At 64.4% G+C, this 17,182-nt stretch carries 19 protein-coding genes; 6 read left to right on the forward strand and 13 right to left on the reverse strand.

Annotated features, from left to right (window positions below; translation table 11 throughout):
- Positions 1-52 precede the first annotated feature (52 nt).
- Positions 53-1,306 (reverse strand): aspartate kinase, encoded by a 1,254-nt coding sequence (locus A3AU_RS0117570; RefSeq protein WP_027054019.1) that lies wholly within the window; start codon positions 1,304-1,306, stop codon positions 53-55.
- A gap of 261 nt (positions 1,307-1,567) precedes the next feature.
- Here A3AU_RS0117570 and A3AU_RS0117575 point away from each other — a divergent pair, with 261 nt between their 5' ends.
- Entirely contained in the window at positions 1,568-3,406 is a 1,839-nt protein-coding gene (locus tag A3AU_RS0117575) for a CHASE3 domain-containing protein (protein WP_027054020.1), read from the forward strand.
- A 103-nt stretch (positions 3,407-3,509) separates the two neighbouring features.
- The gene (ubiG, locus tag A3AU_RS0117580) at positions 3,510-4,259 is read left to right on the forward strand and encodes a bifunctional 2-polyprenyl-6-hydroxyphenol methylase/3-demethylubiquinol 3-O-methyltransferase UbiG (protein ID WP_027054021.1); all 750 of its coding nucleotides are present in this window, start codon (positions 3,510-3,512) and stop codon (positions 4,257-4,259) included.
- Positions 4,260-4,298: 39 nt separating this feature from the next.
- Here ubiG and A3AU_RS0117585 read toward each other — a convergent pair whose 3' ends face one another.
- Positions 4,299-5,189 carry a DMT family transporter gene (locus tag A3AU_RS0117585; protein WP_027054022.1) on the reverse strand — a complete coding sequence of 297 codons (891 nt, stop codon included), beginning with the start codon at positions 5,187-5,189 and terminating at the stop codon, positions 4,299-4,301.
- Between the two features lie 114 nt (positions 5,190-5,303).
- Between A3AU_RS0117585 and A3AU_RS0117590 the strand changes: the two genes are divergently transcribed.
- Positions 5,304-5,789 (forward strand): MarR family winged helix-turn-helix transcriptional regulator, encoded by a 486-nt coding sequence (locus A3AU_RS0117590; RefSeq protein WP_027054023.1) that lies wholly within the window; start codon positions 5,304-5,306, stop codon positions 5,787-5,789.
- Positions 5,790-5,793: 4 nt separating this feature from the next.
- Here the strand turns inward: A3AU_RS0117590 and A3AU_RS0117595 are convergent, their stop codons facing one another.
- The 4 genes from A3AU_RS0117595 to A3AU_RS0117610 are packed head-to-tail and all read right to left on the reverse strand — an operon-like array spanning position 5,794 to position 8,201.
- Positions 5,794-6,219 carry a DUF1178 family protein gene (locus A3AU_RS0117595; protein ID WP_027054024.1) on the reverse strand — a complete coding sequence of 142 codons (426 nt, stop codon included), beginning with the start codon at positions 6,217-6,219 and terminating at the stop codon, positions 5,794-5,796.
- Positions 6,216-7,082 (reverse strand): carbon-nitrogen hydrolase family protein, encoded by an 867-nt coding sequence (locus tag A3AU_RS0117600; protein WP_027054025.1) that lies wholly within the window; start codon positions 7,080-7,082, stop codon positions 6,216-6,218. The genes A3AU_RS0117595 and A3AU_RS0117600 overlap by 4 nt, the downstream gene beginning before the upstream one ends.
- 10 nt (positions 7,083-7,092) lie before the next feature.
- A complete protein-coding gene (gene grxC, locus A3AU_RS0117605) occupies positions 7,093-7,362 on the reverse strand; it encodes a glutaredoxin 3 (RefSeq protein ID WP_027054026.1) in 270 nt (89 codons plus the stop codon).
- 26 nt (positions 7,363-7,388) lie between these two features.
- Positions 7,389-8,201 (reverse strand): ComF family protein, encoded by an 813-nt coding sequence (locus tag A3AU_RS0117610; protein WP_027054027.1) that lies wholly within the window; start codon positions 8,199-8,201, stop codon positions 7,389-7,391.
- A 64-nt stretch (positions 8,202-8,265) separates the two neighbouring features.
- On the opposite strand from A3AU_RS0117610, the gene A3AU_RS0117615 reads away from it, so the two are divergent.
- Positions 8,266-9,138, forward strand: a complete 873-nt coding sequence (locus tag A3AU_RS0117615) for a methyltransferase domain-containing protein (protein WP_027054028.1) — start codon at positions 8,266-8,268, stop codon at positions 9,136-9,138.
- Between the two features lie 19 nt (positions 9,139-9,157).
- On the opposite strand, the gene A3AU_RS0117620 is transcribed toward A3AU_RS0117615, so the two are convergent.
- From A3AU_RS0117620 to argJ, 5 genes are all read right to left on the reverse strand, one after another.
- Positions 9,158-9,340 (reverse strand): Flp family type IVb pilin, encoded by a 183-nt coding sequence (locus A3AU_RS0117620; protein ID WP_027054029.1) that lies wholly within the window; start codon positions 9,338-9,340, stop codon positions 9,158-9,160.
- Positions 9,341-9,451: 111 nt separating this feature from the next.
- Positions 9,452-9,766 (reverse strand): hypothetical protein, encoded by a 315-nt coding sequence (locus A3AU_RS0117625; RefSeq protein ID WP_027054030.1) that lies wholly within the window; start codon positions 9,764-9,766, stop codon positions 9,452-9,454.
- A gap of 199 nt (positions 9,767-9,965) precedes the next feature.
- Complete coding sequence (locus A3AU_RS0117630) at positions 9,966-10,397, reverse strand: (deoxy)nucleoside triphosphate pyrophosphohydrolase (RefSeq protein ID WP_032917600.1); 432 nt, start codon at positions 10,395-10,397, stop codon at positions 9,966-9,968.
- A complete protein-coding gene (locus A3AU_RS0117635) occupies positions 10,390-11,142 on the reverse strand; it encodes a GNAT family N-acetyltransferase (RefSeq protein WP_027054032.1) in 753 nt (250 codons plus the stop codon). Before A3AU_RS0117635 ends, A3AU_RS0117630 begins: the two co-directional genes overlap by 8 nt.
- 29 nt (positions 11,143-11,171) lie before the next feature.
- Positions 11,172-12,413, reverse strand: coding sequence for a bifunctional glutamate N-acetyltransferase/amino-acid acetyltransferase ArgJ (gene argJ / locus A3AU_RS0117640; protein ID WP_027054033.1), 1,242 nt, complete (start codon positions 12,411-12,413; stop codon positions 11,172-11,174).
- A 167-nt stretch (positions 12,414-12,580) separates the two neighbouring features.
- On the opposite strand from argJ, the gene A3AU_RS0117645 reads away from it, so the two are divergent.
- Positions 12,581-13,810, forward strand: coding sequence for a caspase family protein (locus tag A3AU_RS0117645; protein ID WP_027054034.1), 1,230 nt, complete (start codon positions 12,581-12,583; stop codon positions 13,808-13,810).
- A 21-nt stretch (positions 13,811-13,831) separates the two neighbouring features.
- Here the strand turns inward: A3AU_RS0117645 and A3AU_RS0117650 are convergent, their stop codons facing one another.
- Positions 13,832-15,049 carry an MFS transporter gene (locus A3AU_RS0117650; RefSeq protein ID WP_027054035.1) on the reverse strand — a complete coding sequence of 406 codons (1,218 nt, stop codon included), beginning with the start codon at positions 15,047-15,049 and terminating at the stop codon, positions 13,832-13,834.
- Between the two features lie 235 nt (positions 15,050-15,284).
- On the opposite strand from A3AU_RS0117650, the gene A3AU_RS0117655 reads away from it, so the two are divergent.
- Positions 15,285-15,890 carry a TetR/AcrR family transcriptional regulator gene (locus A3AU_RS0117655; RefSeq protein ID WP_027054036.1) on the forward strand — a complete coding sequence of 202 codons (606 nt, stop codon included), beginning with the start codon at positions 15,285-15,287 and terminating at the stop codon, positions 15,888-15,890.
- A 194-nt stretch (positions 15,891-16,084) separates the two neighbouring features.
- Here A3AU_RS0117655 and A3AU_RS0117660 read toward each other — a convergent pair whose 3' ends face one another.
- The gene (locus A3AU_RS0117660; protein WP_027054037.1) at positions 16,085-17,008 is read right to left on the reverse strand and encodes a peptidylprolyl isomerase; all 924 of its coding nucleotides are present in this window, start codon (positions 17,006-17,008) and stop codon (positions 16,085-16,087) included.
- Between the last annotated feature and the right edge of the window lie 174 nt (positions 17,009-17,182).

Here is a 17,182-nt window from a genome sequence, read left to right on the forward strand (position 1 = left end):
CGGCGCAGTTTCCGCCGCTGCCGGCACGCGCGCAACAACTGATTCAGTCTTGCTACTGCTTATCCAGACCGTAGACGGAATGCAAAGTGCGAACTGCCAGTTCGGTGTACGGACCGTCGATCAGTATCGAAATCTTGATCTCGGAGGTGGTGATGGCGCGAATGTTGATCGCCTTGTCGGCCAGCGCTTTGAAGGCGGTCGCCGCGACACCGGCATGGCTCCTCATGCCGATGCCGATGACCGAAACCTTCGACATGCCGGCTTCGGACTGCACGACATCGTAGCCGACATCCGCCTTGATGCGCTGGAGCACGGCCAACGCCTTGTCGACGTCACCGGACGGCACGGTGAAGGTCATATCGGTGAGCTTGCCGTCCTCGGAGATATTCTGGACGATCATGTCGACATTGATGTTGGCCTCGGCCAGCGGACCGAAGATGCCGGCGGCGACGCCAGGGCGATCGCCGACGCGGCGCAGCGAAATCTGCGCCTCGTCTTTGGCGTAGGCAATTCCGGTGACGACCTGCTGTTCCACGATCTCTTCCTCGTCGCAAATGAGCGTTCCCGGAGGATTGAGCAAATCCCCCATTCCGGGCGCGTCGGGATCGTCGAAGGACGACCGCACGAAGGTACGCACCCTGTGCACCATGGCAAGCTCGACCGAACGCACCTGCAAAACCTTGGCGCCGAGCGAAGCCATTTCAAGCATTTCCTCGAACGAGATCTTGGCCAGCCGCCGCGCCTTCGGCTCGATGCGCGGATCGGTTGTGTAGACCCCGTCGACGTCGGTGTAGATGTCGCAGCGATCGGCCTTGACCGCCGCGGCGATGGCCACCGCACTTGTGTCCGAGCCGCCGCGACCGAGCGTGGCGATGCGATTGTCGGGGCCGATGCCCTGGAAGCCGGCGATGACGGCCACCTGACCCTCGCCGAAGCGCTTGATCAGGAATGCGCCGTCAATGTCGAGGATACGCGCCGCGCCATGCGCATTGTCGGTCTTGATCGGGATCTGCCAGCCCTGCCAGGAGCGGGCATGCACGCCCATGTTCTGCAAGGTGATCGCCAGCAGGCCGGCGGTGACCTGTTCGCCCGAAGCGACGACCGCGTCATATTCGCGTGCGTCGTGCATCGGCGAGGCCTCGCGCGTCCAGGCGACCAGTTCGTTGGTCTTGCCGGCCATCGCCGAAACCACCACCGCCACCTCATGGCCGGCGTCGACCTCGCGTTTGACGTGACGCGCCACATTGCGGATGCGGGCGATGTCGGCGACGGAGGTCCCGCCGAATTTCATCACGATACGCGCCATGGAAGCGAAATGCCTTTGACTGAAGCCACTCCCTGCCAAGAACCGGGAGCCGAAAGCGGAGGAAAGCGCCCGGCTGACGCCGGCCGCTGAATGCGCGGCCTCCTTAGCCAAATGCTTTCGGTTTCGCAAGGCTGGCGGCAATATGCCGGCTTCAACAAGATGGCATATTGCCTTGGCGGACGGCGCCGCTTACCAAATGCTGCCCGCGGGGGAATTGCTTTTGGTCCGGCATAACAGATGATTGCTCGTCTTCGGCGCGCCATGCGATTGCAATCGCTGCCGCTTGTCGTCGGTTTCGCCGTGCTGGCCCTGATCGTCGGCACCCGCGCCCTGCTGGTCGAAGGACAGCGGGCCAACCGTGCCGCCGCTCGCGAGACGATCGAGTATCAGGAACAGCTTTCCGGGCTGCTTTCATTGGCGCAGGATGCCGAGGCCGGCCAGCGCGGCTACCTGCTGACCGGCGAGACACCCTACCTCGAGCCGTACCAGAAGGCTGTCGATGCGATCCCGGGGCAACTAGCCCGCATCGACGCCATGACGCCACCCAATGATCAGCTTGCCCCACAGATCAGCCACATCAAGGACGCACTTTCCCAAAAGCAGGCCGAATTGTCCGAAACGATCGCGCTCTACGACAAGGGCGATGCGACGAAGGCGCTGGAACTCGTCCGAGGCGGCCAGGGCAAGGCGGCCATGGACGAGATCCGTGCCAGCATGGACACGATCCGGCGCATCGGCGCCGCCGACATCGCCGCGCGCGACGAACACACGGACAAGGTCGAGGCCTGGCTGCGCATCGCTTCGCTGGCGGCGCTTATCGCGATCTTCCTGCTCGGCGCCTACACGATCCGCCAATCCCGCCGTCGCTTTCGCGAGGTCGCCGCGGCCCAGGAAGAGCTGATGCGCAAGAACATCGAGCTCGGCAGCGAGATCGACACGCGTGAAAAGGCCGAATCCCAGATCCGCCAGATGCAGAAAATGGAGGCGGTCGGGCAACTGACCGGCGGCATCGCCCACGATTTCAACAACATGCTGGCGGTCATCCTCAGTGCCATGAACCTTGCCCAGCGCAAATTGAAGCGCGGCGAGAATGATATCGAGAAATTCATCGAGGCCGCGACGGACGCGGCCAGCCGTGCCGCCAATTTGACCTCGCGTCTGCTTGCCTTTTCCCGTCTGCAGCCGCTGGCGCCTCAGGTGGTCGACACCAACCGGCTCGTCACCGGCATGTCCGACCTTCTGCACCGGGCGCTCGGCGAAGGCATCCGCATCGAAACGGTGCTGGCGGGCGGCCTTTGGAAAACCCACGCCGATCCCAGCCAGATCGAGAACGCGATCCTCAACCTGGCCGTCAATGCCCGCGACGCCATGGACAATGAGGGCAAGCTGACCATCGAGACCGCCAACAGCCATCTCGACGAGGCCTATGCCGCGACGCATGCCGAAGTCACATCAGGCCAGTATGTGATGATCGCGGTGACCGACACCGGCACGGGCATGTCGCCCGACATCATCGCCAAGGCCTTCGAACCCTTCTTCACGACCAAGCCGGTTAACAAGGGCACGGGTCTTGGGCTGAGCCAGGTGTTCGGCTTCGTCAAGCAGTCGGGCGGTCACGTCAAGATCTACTCCGAACCGGGCCAAGGCACGACGATCCGGATCTATCTGCCCCGTTTCTTCGGCCCGGAGGAGCCGGCGACGTCAGCCGGACGTGGCAAGAGTACCGCCAACGTCACCGAGACGATCCTCGTCGTCGAGGACGACGCCCGCGTGCGGGCCGCCACCACGGACGCCATGCGCGAACTCGGCTACACGGTCATCCACGTCGAAAGCGGCGAGGAGGCGCTGCAGAAACTGGCCGCGACCCCTGACATCGCCCTGCTTTTCACCGACATCGTCATGCCGGTGATGAACGGCCGCAAGCTCGCCGAGGAAGCGGTGGCGCGCCAGCCTGGTCTGAAGGTCGTCTTCACCACCGGCTTCACCAGGAATGCCGTCGTCCACAACGGCGTGCTCGACCATGACGTGCACTTCCTGGCCAAGCCCTTCACCATCGAGCAGCTCGGGGCCAAGCTACGCGAAGCGCTTGACGTGAAATAGGCTGCGCGTTCAGGTCAGCCGGTCTCTTTGTCACCATGGAAAATTGTTGCCTTGACATTCCCTCCCCCACGCCCGACTTCCTAGCGTTCGAGGAGACCAATCCATGCCAGAAGCCCGACGATCGACGATCGATGCCGGAGAAGTGGAACGCTTTTCCGCCCTTGCCGCCGAGTGGTGGAACCCGAACGGCAAGTTCCGGCCGCTGCACAAATTCAATCCAGTCCGACTTTCCTATATCCGCGACCAGATAGCGACGCGCTTCGGCCGTGATCCACGCGCAGCGCGGCCTTTCGAAGGCCTGCGCATCCTCGACATCGGCTGCGGCGGCGGCCTGTTGTGCGAGCCGATGGCGCGACTTGGCGCCGACGTCGTGGGAGCGGATGCCTCGGAAACAAACATCGAAGTGGCAAAACTGCACGCGGCCGAAGGCAATGTGAGTATAGACTACCGCGCCACGACGGCCGAGGACCTCGCTGACGCCGGCGAGACATTCGACGTCATCCTCAACATGGAAGTGGTCGAGCATGTCGCCGACATCGACCTGTTCGTCGCTAAATGCGGGCAGATGGTCCGGCCCGGCGGCATCATGTTCGTGGCTACCATCAACCGCACGCTGAAGGCGCTCGGCCTGGCCATCATCGGCGCCGAATACGTGCTGCGCTGGCTGCCGCGCGGCACCCACCAGTTCGGCAAGCTGGTGCGCCCGGAAGAGCTTGAGAAGGCCCTCGGCGGCGCCGGCCTGACGATCATCGACCGCACCGGCGTCTCCTACAATCCGCTCGCCGATCGGTGGGCGCGATCGAAGGACATGGACGTCAACTACATGGTGCTGGCGGAAAAGGGCTCGGTCTGATCCTGTTGAGCTGTTCAGAAGTCGAGCAATCGACAGTTGCTACGCTTTCTGGTTTTGCGCCCTGGTGGTGATGAAGACGCCGGCGGTGATAATGACGGCGCCCGCCCAGGTCAGCAACTGATAGTGCTCGCCAAGGAAGATCGTGCCGGCAAAGAGCCCGACCGCGGCCGCCACATAGCCGATCTGGCTGAGATAGACCGGGCCGCCGACCGCCTGCAGCCGGAAGAAGAAGGCGAACATCGCCGACGCCGATGCGACTTGCGCGACGACGACCGTCGGCACGCCGCCGAGCGTCGCGAAGGCCTTGAGGCCGAACAGGGCAAGAATACCGGCAAAAAGCAGCGCCGCTGACGCCAGATGGCTGCCGACGGCAAGCTCGATCGGACCGGTGCTATCAGGCCAGTCGACGGTGCGGTAGATATTACCCGCGGCAAGGCTGACCGGGATCAGCAGCCCCATCACCACCCAGAACAGATTGGCCGGCTGGCCGGCCTCGCCGCGCGTCACCGCCACCATAATGGCGCCGACGAAGCCGACGGCGATGCCGATGACGCCCAGCATGTTGGGGCGCCGCACACGCAGCAGGATCGAGAACACCAGCGTGATGACTGGCGACAGCGTGAACATGATGCCCGTATAGCCGGCGCCAAGGTGCGGAATGGCCGAGAACATCAAGAGATTGGGGACGGCATAGGACACGGCGGCCGTGACGAAGAAATAGCGCAGCTTGTGTGCGGTGAGCCGGATCCGTTCGCCGCGTGCCAGGAGCACGCATAGAAGCACGCCGCCGGCGCCCAACGAGATGACGAAGGCCCAGACCATGGCTGGGACGCCGGCGGCCGTGGCCAGTTTGCCGAAGGGCAGCGTCAGGCCGAGCAGGCCGCCGGTGACGACCAGCAGGCCGAGCGCCGAATCCCAAAGATATTTCATCCGATGTCCCGTCACGCCATTCGAAATTGGAACTTGCGGCGCTTGGCCGGTTCTGTATCTTCAGTTAAAATAACAAAAAGATTCTTAACGTCAAGATATTTAACGATGAGATAGATGGATCGCGCGGCAAAGGCGATCGAGCAGTGGAAACGGGAGCGGCCGGACCTTGATGTTTCGCCGATGGCGGTGCTCGGGCGATTGAACGAAGCATCCTCCCTGATCGCGCGCGACCGCCTCGCCCCGCTGTTTGCCCGTTTCGCACTGCAGGCCGGCGAATTCGATGTGCTGGCGACGCTGCGCCGCTCCGGGTCGCCTTACACGCTGACGCCGACCGCTCTCTATGAAGCCACGATGGTGACATCGGGCGCCATGACCAACCGTCTCGACCGGTTGGAAAAGGCCGGATTGATCCTGCGCGGACCGCACCCCAACGACAGGCGCGGGATTGTCGTGCAGTTGACTGAAAAGGGGCTGGCCCTGATCGACGAGGCTGTCACCGCCCATGTCGCCAACGAGCACGAAATCCTTGCGGCCCTGACGCCGGCTGAACGGGAGACGCTGGCCAGTCTGCTGGAGAAATTGATTGGCAGCGTGAGCTGACCGCTCAGTTGCGGTCGTCGGGAAACACCGGGATCGGCATGAACTCCACGCCGTCATCGGCCAGGCTTTTGGCCTCGTCCAGCGTCGCCTCGCCATAGATGCCGCGCGCATCGGTTTCGCCGAAGTGGATTTTTCGCGCTTCCTCGGCGAACTTGTCGCCGACATAGTCGGCATTCTCGCGCACCTTCTCGGCCATCGCCTTCAGCTGCGCCAGGGCCTGTTTCTGCGCCTCTCCCATGGCAAGCGCTATGGTCTCCTGCTTGCGCGCCGTCGAAACGGCGGGCGCCATCAGGGCCTTCTCTACCTTGTGCGAGCCGCAACTCGGGCAATCGACAAAGCCACGCTTCTTCTGAATGTCGAAATCGTCGTTGCTGCGAAACCAGCCCTCGAATTCGTGCTCGTTCTCGCAGATCAGGGAAAAGCGGATCAAGAGGCGGCACCCCTGAGGCGCGGCGCGTCCACTCCATCGGTATTGACGGTGAAATCCCGCGCATTTTTGAGGTTCGGGATCTTCTTGCGCGCCGCAAGCGACTGAGCCGGGTCGATCTCGGCGACGATCACGCCCGGCTCGTCATGCGCGGCTTCGGCGATGATGCGTCCCCACGGATCGACGATCAGCGAATGCCCGAAAGTCTCGCGGCCGTCCTCATGCAAGCCGCCTTGCGCGGCCGCAATGACATAAGCGCCGTTCTCGATGGCGCGGGCCCTCAGCAGCACATGCCAGTGCGCCTCGCCGGTCTGACGGGTGAAGGCGGCGGGCACGGTCAAGACATCGGCGCCGGCCAGCGCCTCGGCACGGAACAATTGCGGGAAACGCAGATCGTAGCAGACCGCAAAGCCGAGCTTCGCGCCCGCAACCCCGGTCACGACGGCCTCGGTGCCGGGTTCGTAGGCCGCGGATTCGCGCCAGCTCTCGCCATTGTCGAGATCGACGTCGAACATGTGGATCTTGTCATAGGTGGCGAGCACGGCACCGTCCGGACCGAACAGCAGTGCCCGATTGGCAAGCTTGCCGTCGGCGCGCAGGATGGCGGTCGAGCCGATATGCAGGAAGACGCCGAGTTCCCCTGCCAGTCGGCGCGCGGTGGCGACGATGATGTCCTTGTCCTCGGAGGTGAAGGAGGCGGCGCGCGCTTGTTTGTCGCGGATCAGCGCACCGGTCATTTCCGGCGTCTGGATGTAGGTCGCGCCCTGGGCGGCCGCGTCACGCACCAGCCGTTCTAGATCGACCGCATTGCGTTCCGGGCTTTCGCCTGAACGCATCTGGACCGCGGCGGCCTTGAAAACACCCATCGTCACACCCTCAGATTGCCGAGCCGTTGGCGAGCAGTTTGTCCAGCCGGCCTTCGGCCTCCAGATCATGGAGGTCGTCGCAGCCGCCGACATGCGTGTCACCGATGAAAATCTGCGGAAAGGTCGTGCGTCCGTGAGCGCGCGACATCATCTCCTGGCGCAATTCCGGCGAAAACGATGCATCATGCTCGGTATAGGCGACGCCCTTGCGCTCCAAGAGCCGCTTGGCCGCCGTGCAGTAACCGCACATCATGCGCGTATAGATCGTGACATCGACCATGACGAATTTCCGTTTGCGTTGCCGACTTATATAGTCGCGGACTCGTCCGCCCGGAAGTCCCCCGGTAACACACGCGCAAAGGTCAGTACGTCGACCGCGGCCGCACCTCCCCTTTTCAACGCCTTGGTCGCCGCGCGCACCGTGGCGCCCGTGGTGTAGACGTCGTCGATCAGAAGCACCCTGCGCCCGGCGATCTCGATTTCCGCCTCGGCAGGCACGCGGAAGGCGGCCCGCACGTTCTCCTCGCGCTGCTGCCGCTCCAGTCCGACCTGCTGACGGGTGAGCTTCACGCGCCGCATGGCGGAAGGCGCGAAGGACAGGCCGCTCAGCTCGCAAACCGCACGAGCCAGTTCCGCCGACTGGTTGAAACGCCGCCTGAAAAAGCGTCGCCAGTGCAGCGGCACCGGCACCACCACATCGGCCTCGGCGATGAGATCGGCGCCGGCGCGCACCATCCAGCGCGCCATCCACGGCGCCAGGTCGGTGCGATCCTGGTATTTCAGCCCTTGCACCATCTGGCGGGCGACGCCGGAATAGGCCACGGCTGCACGCGCCCGCTCGAAGGGCGGCGGATCGGCGATCGCCTCGGCCGACAGAAAGCCTTCGCCCATATGGTGAGTGAACGGCGTGCCCATCACCGGGCACCAGGGCCGTTCCAGGAGCCGCAACTTCGGCCAGCAGGCGCCGCACAGCACGCCGGGCTGCGAGACATGACGGCGGCAACCGGCGCAGACGGGCGGAAACAAGATGCGTGCCGGCCAGGCCAGGGCTGACCGGGCTGCCGAGCGGGTGAGGTTCCTGATCTCGATGGACTTGATCTCCGGCATCGGATCGGCCACGTGGATGGTTCTCCGCGCCACCATACCAATTGTTTCAAGGCGCGGACAAACAAGGACGCGCCCGTTGCAGCCTATTATGGATACCTCTTTGTGGCTGGCGCACAAGCGGCGCGCGCTCGCCCAGCCGCTCGACGGCGCCGATTTCCTGATGGACCGTGCCGCCGATGACCTTGCCGACCGGCTGGGCGCCGTCGAGCGCCGGTTCGGCAAGGCGGCGGTGCTGTTTTGCCAGACATCGGCCGCGGCCGGCGTGCTCGCGGCGAGCGGCAAGGTGGCGGATATCCTCCGCGTCGAGACCGACGCGGCCTTCCTGAATGGTGCCGCCGGCTTGATCGCGCCGCTGGAAACCGTGCCCTTCGAGCCGCAAAGCCTCGATCTGGCGGTGTCGCTGCTGTCGCTGCAGGCGATGAACGACATTCCCGGCATGCTGATCCAGATCCGCCGCGCACTGCGGCCGGACGGGCTGTTCCTTGGTGCCTTTGCCGGCGCCGGCACGCTCGGTGAGTTGCGCGAAAGCCTGCTTGCGGCCGAGACCGAGCTTTACGGCGGCGTCAGCCCGCGCGTCATCCCCTTCACCGACGTGCGCGATGCCGGCGCGCTGCTGCAGCGCGCCGGTCTCGCTCTGCCGGTCGCCGACGTCGAGACCGTGACGGTGCGCTATGCCAATCTGTTTGCCTTGATGGCCGATCTGCGCGCCATGGGTGAAACCAGCGCGCTCGCCGATCGCAGCCGGCGGCCGGGCACACGCGGGCTGTTTGCCCGTGCCGCTGAAATCTACGCCGAGCGGTTTTCCGACCCCGACGGTCGGATCCGGGCAAGTTTCTCGATGGTCTGGATGTCCGGCTGGGCCCCCGATGCGTCGCAGCAGAAACCGCTGAAGCCCGGTTCAGCCAAGGTTTCGCTGAAGACGATCCTGGAAGGGTCCGACGAACACTGAACGGCCGTCGCGATTGCGCTCAAGGCGCAGCGAATGCGTTCGCAAGCCTGCTGGTGTTGTCGCTGAACAGCCATGTGATCGAATTGAAGACCTGGCCGATGCCGCCGATGATCGTCAGCGACAAAACGCAGACGATCAGGGCGTATTCGACCGCCGTCGCGCCGGTCTCGTCTTTCAGAAAACGCAGCAGCACTGTTTTCATAGCCCTCGATCCCTCTTGCCAGGACCTTACCGCCGATCTGTTAAGAAAGGTTAATGGCAAAGCCTTAACAGGCGGTGAAGCCGCCGCCTTTTCGCAAATATCTTAACCATGTCAGCAGTCGCCGCTGGTCCTCCCGTCGGATCCGATGATGCAGACCGAACCGGGCTTTGCCTGCAGAACGCTGCGCCGAACCGTATAGGTGCTGCGATGACTGATCGAGCCGGTGGCCGTCATGTCGAGGCCGGGAAAATCGTTGCGCGCCGATTGCGAGCGCGTCTGGTTGTCGAGGAAAGGGGTGGCGATCAACGCCAGCGCCACCACGGCCGACCCGAACAGCAGCGTGATGCGCAGGATGCCCATGCCCGCATCGGCGGCACGGAAGCCGCGGTCGGGCCGGATCGAATCCCAATCCCTGTCCAGGCTCATAGTATCGCTCCCCAGCAAATCGGCGACATGGCCGCGAAACCACGGCCATCCATCAATTTTTCATGATCAGATAAATCTTCCATTAACGCTGGCTGATATGGACCGGGAGCCGGTCCTCAGAGCAATTCAAGGAAAGTGTGAAGCGGTTTTCCCGGGAGAAGCGCATAGCGCTTCCCCTTGGGAATGCATCAAAAGATAGTCAAAGCAGGTCGATGAGGAACGGAATCAGCGGCGCGTCGGCCGGCGGCATCGGATAGCCGCGCATCTCTTTCGGCCGCACCCATTTCAGCGCCTGCCCTTCCCGAGGCTGGGCAATGCCGCGGAAGCGGCGGCAGACGAACAGCGGCATCAGGAGATGGAAGTCGTCATAGGAATGGCTGGCGAAGGTGAGTGGCGCGAGGCACGGGATCTCGGTCTCGATGCCGATCTCTTCGTGCAGTTCACGGATGATGCATTGTTCCGGCGTTTCGCCGGGCTCGACCTTGCCACCGGGAAATTCCCACAGGCCGGCCAGCTGCTTGCCCTCGGGCCGCTGCGCCAGGAGCACGCGACCGTCGGCGTCGACCAGCGCACAAGCGGCGACCAGGAGCAGGCGCTTGCCGGTTTTCGTCAGGTCGTCGACTTCACTCATGGCCGGGCGGCCGGCGATAGTGATAGCGATAGACTTCCTCGAAGCCGAGCGACCGATAGAGCGCCAGCGCCGGCATATTGCCGGCCTCGACCTGCAGCCAGGCTTCCCGCGCTCCGCGCAGCCGCGCCCATTTCAGCGCCGACAGGATCAGGTTGCGGCCGTGGCCCTTGTTGCGGGCCGATTTGTCGGTGGCGACCTCGAACAGGCCGGCGAGATCGCCATCATGCACGCAGATCAGCGTCGCCAGCGCCTCGGCTCCATCTTCGAGCGCGAACAACCCGGCCTCCGGCTGGATGGCGCCGATGATCTCCGACAGGCCTGGCCGCAGCGACACGTCCGAGCCGCTGACCTTGAGCGACGCGCCGATGAAGCGGCTGATGTCCTTGAGCGGAATCTGGTCCATGGCGGCATCGAGCTGGGCATCGGCCAGCGGCAGCCGCATGACCAGCGATTCGTCGAACCGGCTCCAGCCCTCCTTGTCGAGATGACTGGCCAGATCGGGACCCGACAGTGGTGACATGCGGAACGTCAGCGGCCTGCCATACGCATCGAAACGTCGGCTGGCCCGGCCGATACGGTCGGCCATGTGCTGGGTGTCGCCGGGATCGAGCGGGTTGACCGAATTCAGCCGCTTGGCCGGATGGCCGGCCGTCAGCCGCACCACCCAGGTGCCGTCATAGTGGACGGCGGCCGCCGGCCAGGCGCGAAAGCCGGCCGCCTCGTAGCGGCGCACGATCGCGAGCATGCTTGCCGGATGCCTGGAAGCCAAAACCGTCAGCTCCGGTAGTCGCCGTTGATGGCGACATATTCCTTGGTGAGGTCGCAGGTCCACACCGTCGCCTTGCCGCGACCGATGCCGATATCGGCGCGAATGCGGATATCGTCGCGTTTCATGTAGGCCGAAGTCTTTTCTTCCGAATAGGCCGGATCGCGTTCGCCCTCATGTGCCAGCCGGTTGTCGCCGAACCAGATCGACAGCCGGTCGCGGTCGGCGGGCTCGCCGGCCTTGCCGACGGCCATGACGACGCGGCCCCAATTGGCGTCCTCGCCGGCGACCGCCGTCTTGACCAGCGGCGAATTGGCGATCGACAGGGCGATACGCTTGGCCGAGCGGGCCGATTTGGCGCCAGTGACGGTGACTTCGACCTGCTTGCGGGCGCCCTCGCCGTCGCGCACCACTTGCAGCGCCAGCGACTTCAGCACCTTGCCTAGCGCCCGGCGGAACTGGCCAAGGCGGGCATCTTTCGGGTCGGTTATCTCAGGCGCACCGCGCTTCGCGGCCTTGCCGGTGGCGAAGATGAGCAGCGTGTCGCTGGTCGAGGTGTCGCTGTCGACGGTGACCGCGTTGAAGGTCTTGGCCGTGCCGCGCGACAACAGGTCCTGCAGCACGGGGGCCGCGATCGGCGCGTCGGTAGCAACGAAGGACAGCATCGTCGCCATGTCGGGCGCGATCATGCCCGCGCCCTTGGAGATGCCGTTGATGGTGACGTCGGTGTCGCCAAGCTTGACCGTCTGCGTCGCCACTTTCGGATAGGTATCCGTGGTCATGATGGCCTTCGCCGCCTCTGTCCACAGATCGGGCTTGCCGTCGCTGACCAGCCCGCCGAGCAGATGGCTGAACTTGGTCGTGTCGAGCGGCTCGCCGATGACGCCGGTCGACGCCAGGAAAACCTCACCTGGCGTGCAGCCGGCCGCCTTGGCCGCCGCCTCGCCCGTAAGCGCGGTGGATTCGCGGCCCTTCTTGCCGGTGAAGGCGTTGGCGTTGCCGGAATTGACGACCAGCACTCGTGCCTTGCCGGCGGCAAGGTTCTGCCGGCAGAAATCGACCGGCGCCGAGGGACATTTCGACTTGGTGAACACGCCGGCGACCGTGGTGCCGGCATCGAAGACCATGGCCAGCAGGTCGGTGCGGTTCTTGTACTTTATCCCGGCTTCGGCGGTGGCGATGCGCACCCCTTCGATGACGGGCATCTTGGGGTATTTCTTCGGCGCGAGCGGCGAAATCGTCGTGGACATGGGGACCTCGGGCGGGAAAATCGCAAAGGGAAGGCCGGTTTGCCCGATACGGGGCGCCGGCGCAAGGGCGTTTTCGCCGCGCCTGCCGGGCGGTGGACCAAGCCGGATTAAGCCTGCATTTCAAATCCGTTGGCGTCGCCAGGGCCTGTGGCGCTATGATCGTGCCCATGGGCAGGCTTGCGATCCTCGCGTGGGCGTTTCTGGGTCTTCTTCTGTTGCGCGCCGACGCTGAGCCGGCGCGGCGCGTGGCGCTCGTCATCGGCAACGGCACCTATGCCGAGGCCGGCACGCTGGCCAATCCGGTCAACGATGCGCTCGATATCGCCGACAAGCTGCGTTCAATCGGTTTCGAGGTCATCGAAGGCAATGATCTCGGCAAGCGCGAGCTTGAACGCAGCATCGGAGAATTCTCCGATGCCCTCGCAGGTGCCGGGGTCGGGCTTTTCTATTATGCCGGCCACGGCCTGCAGGTCGACGGACGCAATTACATCGTACCGGTCGACGCCAGGCTCGACATGCCGGTCAAGCTGCAGCTCGAAGCGGTGCCGATCGACGAAGTCCTCGACATCATGGAACAGCAGACCAAGGTCAGCCTGGTGTTTCTCGACGCCTGCCGCAACAACCCGTTTGCCCGCGGTCTAAGCCGCACCGCCACCACGCGCTCGGCGACGGCGCTCGCCGGCCTGGCGCAGTTCGATTCGACGCGCGGCTCGTTCATCGCCTTTTCGACGGCGCCGGGCGCCGTCGCCATGGACGGCACCGGGCGCAACTCGCCTTTTGCCGCCGCCCTCTTGCGGCACATCGCCGAGCCGGGCCAGAGCATCAATGACATGATGATCACGGTGCGCCGCGACGTGGTTTCGCAAACCCGCGAAGGCCAGCGCCCCTGGGAGCAGGGTTCGCTGCTCGAACGCTTTGAATTCGTCCCAGGTGATGGGCCTGCCCCGGAGCCCAAGGCGGCGGCCGAGCCGGCGCCGGCCTCGCAGGTTGCGGCGCTGGAGCGCTCGGTGGGAGACGACAAGGCCTCGATCGAAAAATTCCTGCGCCGGGACTACCTGACGCCGGACGCCAAGGCGATGAGCGAGACCGTCAGGCGGATCTACGGCTCGTCGGCCACCATTTTCGGTTCACGCTACGACGCCGATGCCATCGTCAAGGTGAAGACCGACTGGTTCGCGCAATGGGCCTCGTGGTCGCTCGGGCTGGAACCGGGCAGCCTGGAGATCACCCCGCATGGCGCGGACCGCGCCGATGCCGCCTTTGCCATGCGCTATGACTATGTGCCGAAGGACAAGGCGGCGGCGCGGCTGACCGGCAAGGCGCGGGTCACGCTCGGGCTGGTCAAGGCCGAGGACGGCTGGCGCATCGAATCCGAAACCTCGCAAGCAATGCAATGACGCGTTGATCCGGGCGCGAATTCACGCGCTTTCGCGCGAAATGAACTCGGCCGCGAAACAGAGCAGCGCTGCAACCGGCAGCGCCAGGCCGATCCAGGACACCAGCGGCCAGCCGCCTTGCGCGTAGGCCCAACCGCCGACGCCCGAGCCGATCGCACCGGCGATGAAGAATGTCGCCATGTAAAGCCCGTTCAGGCGGCTGCGATGCGCGGCGCCGAACGCGAACAGGTCGCGATAGCCGAGGACAAGGTTGGCCTGCACCCCGAAGTCGAGCACGATGGCGGCCGCGACCAGCAACGCCAGCGAAAGCGGCGAACCGCTGCGGGCGATGTGGGTTATGAGAAACGCCACGGCGACGCACAGCATGGCAAAGACGGTCGCCGGCCGGCTCCATCCGCGGTCGGCAACCCTTCCCGCGAGCGGCGCGGCGATCGCGCCGGCGACGCCGGCCAACGCGAACAAGCCGATGCCGCTCTGCGTCAAGCCATAATCAGGCCCGGCCAGCAGCAGCGGCGTCGTCGTCCAGAACAGGCTGAAAGCCGCGAACAGGAACGCCTGATAAAGCGCCCGGCGTCTCAGCACCGGCGTCGTGCGCGCAATGTCGACCATGGACGACAAAAGCGCGCCGTAGCTCAGACGTGCGGTCGGCACGCGCCTGGGCAGCGCAAACCGCAGCACCACGATCAGCAGGATCATGACAGTGCAGGAGGTGAAGTAGACCACATGCCAGGACGACAGCGCGGTGATGAAGCTGGAGAACGGGCGTGACAGCATTATCCCCAGCAACAACCCGACCGAGACATTGCCGACCACGCGGCCACGCCTGGCTTCCGGCGCCAGGTGCGCGGCATAGGGGATAAGGCTCTGCACCGCGACCGAGCCCAGGCCGACAAACAGCATCGCGGCCAGAAAGGCCGCCGGCCGCGTTGAAATCGCCGCGCCCAGCAAGGCGAGCGTTGCAACGGCGAGTATGCCAAGCACTAGCCTGCGATTCTCCATAAGGTCGCCAAGCGGCACGATAAAGAGCAGGCCTACCACGTAGCCGATCTGAGCCATCGTAACGATCAGGCCGGCCGCATGTGGCGGCAGGCCAAGCTCGGCACCGATCGGGCCGATCAAGGGCTGCGCGTAATAGATGTTGGCAACGATCAGCCCGCAGGCGGCCGCCAGCAAGAAGGTCATCCAATTCGAGATTGTCGTCTCGGCGGGGGCTGAGCCGGATGCGATAATGGTCGTCATGGCGATACCCATCGGAACGGAACGTTTCGTTGAATAGAACGAACCGTTCCGTTTCGTCAAGCGATGATGTATGAACGTCTCTTGGCGTCGGCACATTTTGCGGCCAGATGGCTTATTGGCGTCCGCTGGGATGCTGCAAAGGAACGCGCGCTTTTCCCGGGGCGGGACAGGCGAACAGTTGCCGGCAGGTTGTCGTTTCAGCCGGGACGAGCAACCGCTTTGGGAGGAACGGTTAATGGGCAAAATCGCCGATCCAGCACGCAAATCGATTGGCGCCCGGCGCAATCCCGACAGCGCCGATGCGATTTTGGAGGCTGCCGAAGCCGTGCTGATCGAGGCCGGCTATGCCGGTTTCTCGATCGAGGCGGTGGCGCGGCGTGCGCGCGCGGGCAAGCCGACCATCTATCGCTGGTGGCCGAGCAAGGCGGCCCTGCTGCTGGAGGTCTATCAGCGCCAGAAGCGCGTCGACATCCCCGATACCGCGAGCCTGGAAGAGGATCTCGTCGGCTTCCTGATCAACCTGTTCACGCACTGGCGCGAGACATCGTCGGGCAGTATCTTCAAGTCGCTGATCGCCGAGGCGCAGTCAGATGAAACCGCCGCCGCGGCCCTTGCAGGTTATGCCGGAGGGCGCCGCACCCACACCGGCCAGATCGTCGAACGCGCCAAGGCACGGGGTGAGATCGCCGGCGATATCGACCCGGCCGTGGTCGCCGATCTCGTCGCTTCCTATGCCTGGCGGCATCTGTTGATCAACCGGCTCGACGAGCCCGAGGCGACGATACGCAAGATGGTCCGCTACCTCCTGCAAGGCATAGAGGCGCCCGGCGGACAGCGCTAGAGCAATTCCAGGAAAAGTGTGTAACGGTTTTCCCAGGAGAAGCGCATAGCGCTTCCCCTTGGGAATTGCGTAAAAACAAGGAGTTAGAGCGGTTCGGCGATTCCATCAAACGCTGAACCGCTCTGGGGCGGCCAACAAAAAGGGCGCGGCAACCCTTGGCTGCCGCGCCCTTTCCATGAAAAAATCGTCCAGGCTTACTTGCCGGCTTCCATCGTATCGACGGCCTGCTTCAGCTTGGCGTCCGGAATCTCAACCTTGGCGCCGGCGCGCAGCGACTTGACCAGTGCGAAATACTTGTCGCGGATGACAGCCTGCTTGGCCTGGTCCTTGACGTCGTCGAAGGCCGGCGGCTGCTTGGCGCGCTTGTCCTCGAGCTTGATGACATGCCAGCCGAACTGCGATTGCACCGGCTGCTCGGTGTACTTGCCGACCTCGAGCGCGAAGGCTGCCTTGTCGAACTCCGGCACCATCTGGCCAGGTCCGAACCAGCCGAGGTCGCCGCCATTGGACTTGCCCGAGGGATCGCTGGTGTGTTCGTTTGCGAGCTTCTGGAAATCGGCGCCGCCGTCGAGTTGCTTGATGATCGCCTCGGCCTCTTCCTTCGTCTTCACGAGGATGTGACGGGCATGCACTTCGTTGACCGGCGGGGTGTTGGCGATTTCCTGGTCGTAGCGGGCGCGGATCTCGGCGTCGGTGACCTTGGCCACGACACCCTTCTCGACCATCTCGCCATGCAGCGCGCGCTGCTGCAGGAAAGCCATGCGGCGCTGGAAGTCGGGGTCCTTGTCGAGGCCGTCGGTAACGGCCTTGGCGGCCATGACGCGGATCTCGATGGCGGCCGATAGGGCCGCGGCGCGGCGCTGTTCGGGCGGCAGCTGCGCGAATTGCTGCGACAGTTCGCCTTCGGCAAGCACCAGATCGGCTTCAGTCAGCGGCTGGCCGTTGACCGTGGCGACCACCGCGTTTGGATCGACCGGCGCTGCCGCGGGGGCCGCGGCGGCATCGGCCGGAGCAGCAGGAGCGGTTTCCTGCGCCATGACGGGCGACAGGCAAAGAGCCGACAGGCCGAAGGCCAAACCAAGGCTGGCAAGCGACGCACGGCGGAACAACAAGGGCATAAGGATGACTCCGGTGGAGGATTGTAAGGAGGGGTGGCTTCCAGATCAGCCAGATTGTGGCGGAATTTGGCGCGACCGGCAGGGCCAGCGCGGCGTTGACATCAGTTGAGCCCCCTCTTATCTGTCCAACGACTTTGCGTCCAGAACCGTTTTCCGGGCGCTTTTTGTGTTTGC

The organism is Mesorhizobium erdmanii USDA 3471 (genome assembly GCF_000472705.1).
GTDB classification, from domain to species: Bacteria; Pseudomonadota; Alphaproteobacteria; order Rhizobiales; family Rhizobiaceae; genus Mesorhizobium; species Mesorhizobium erdmanii.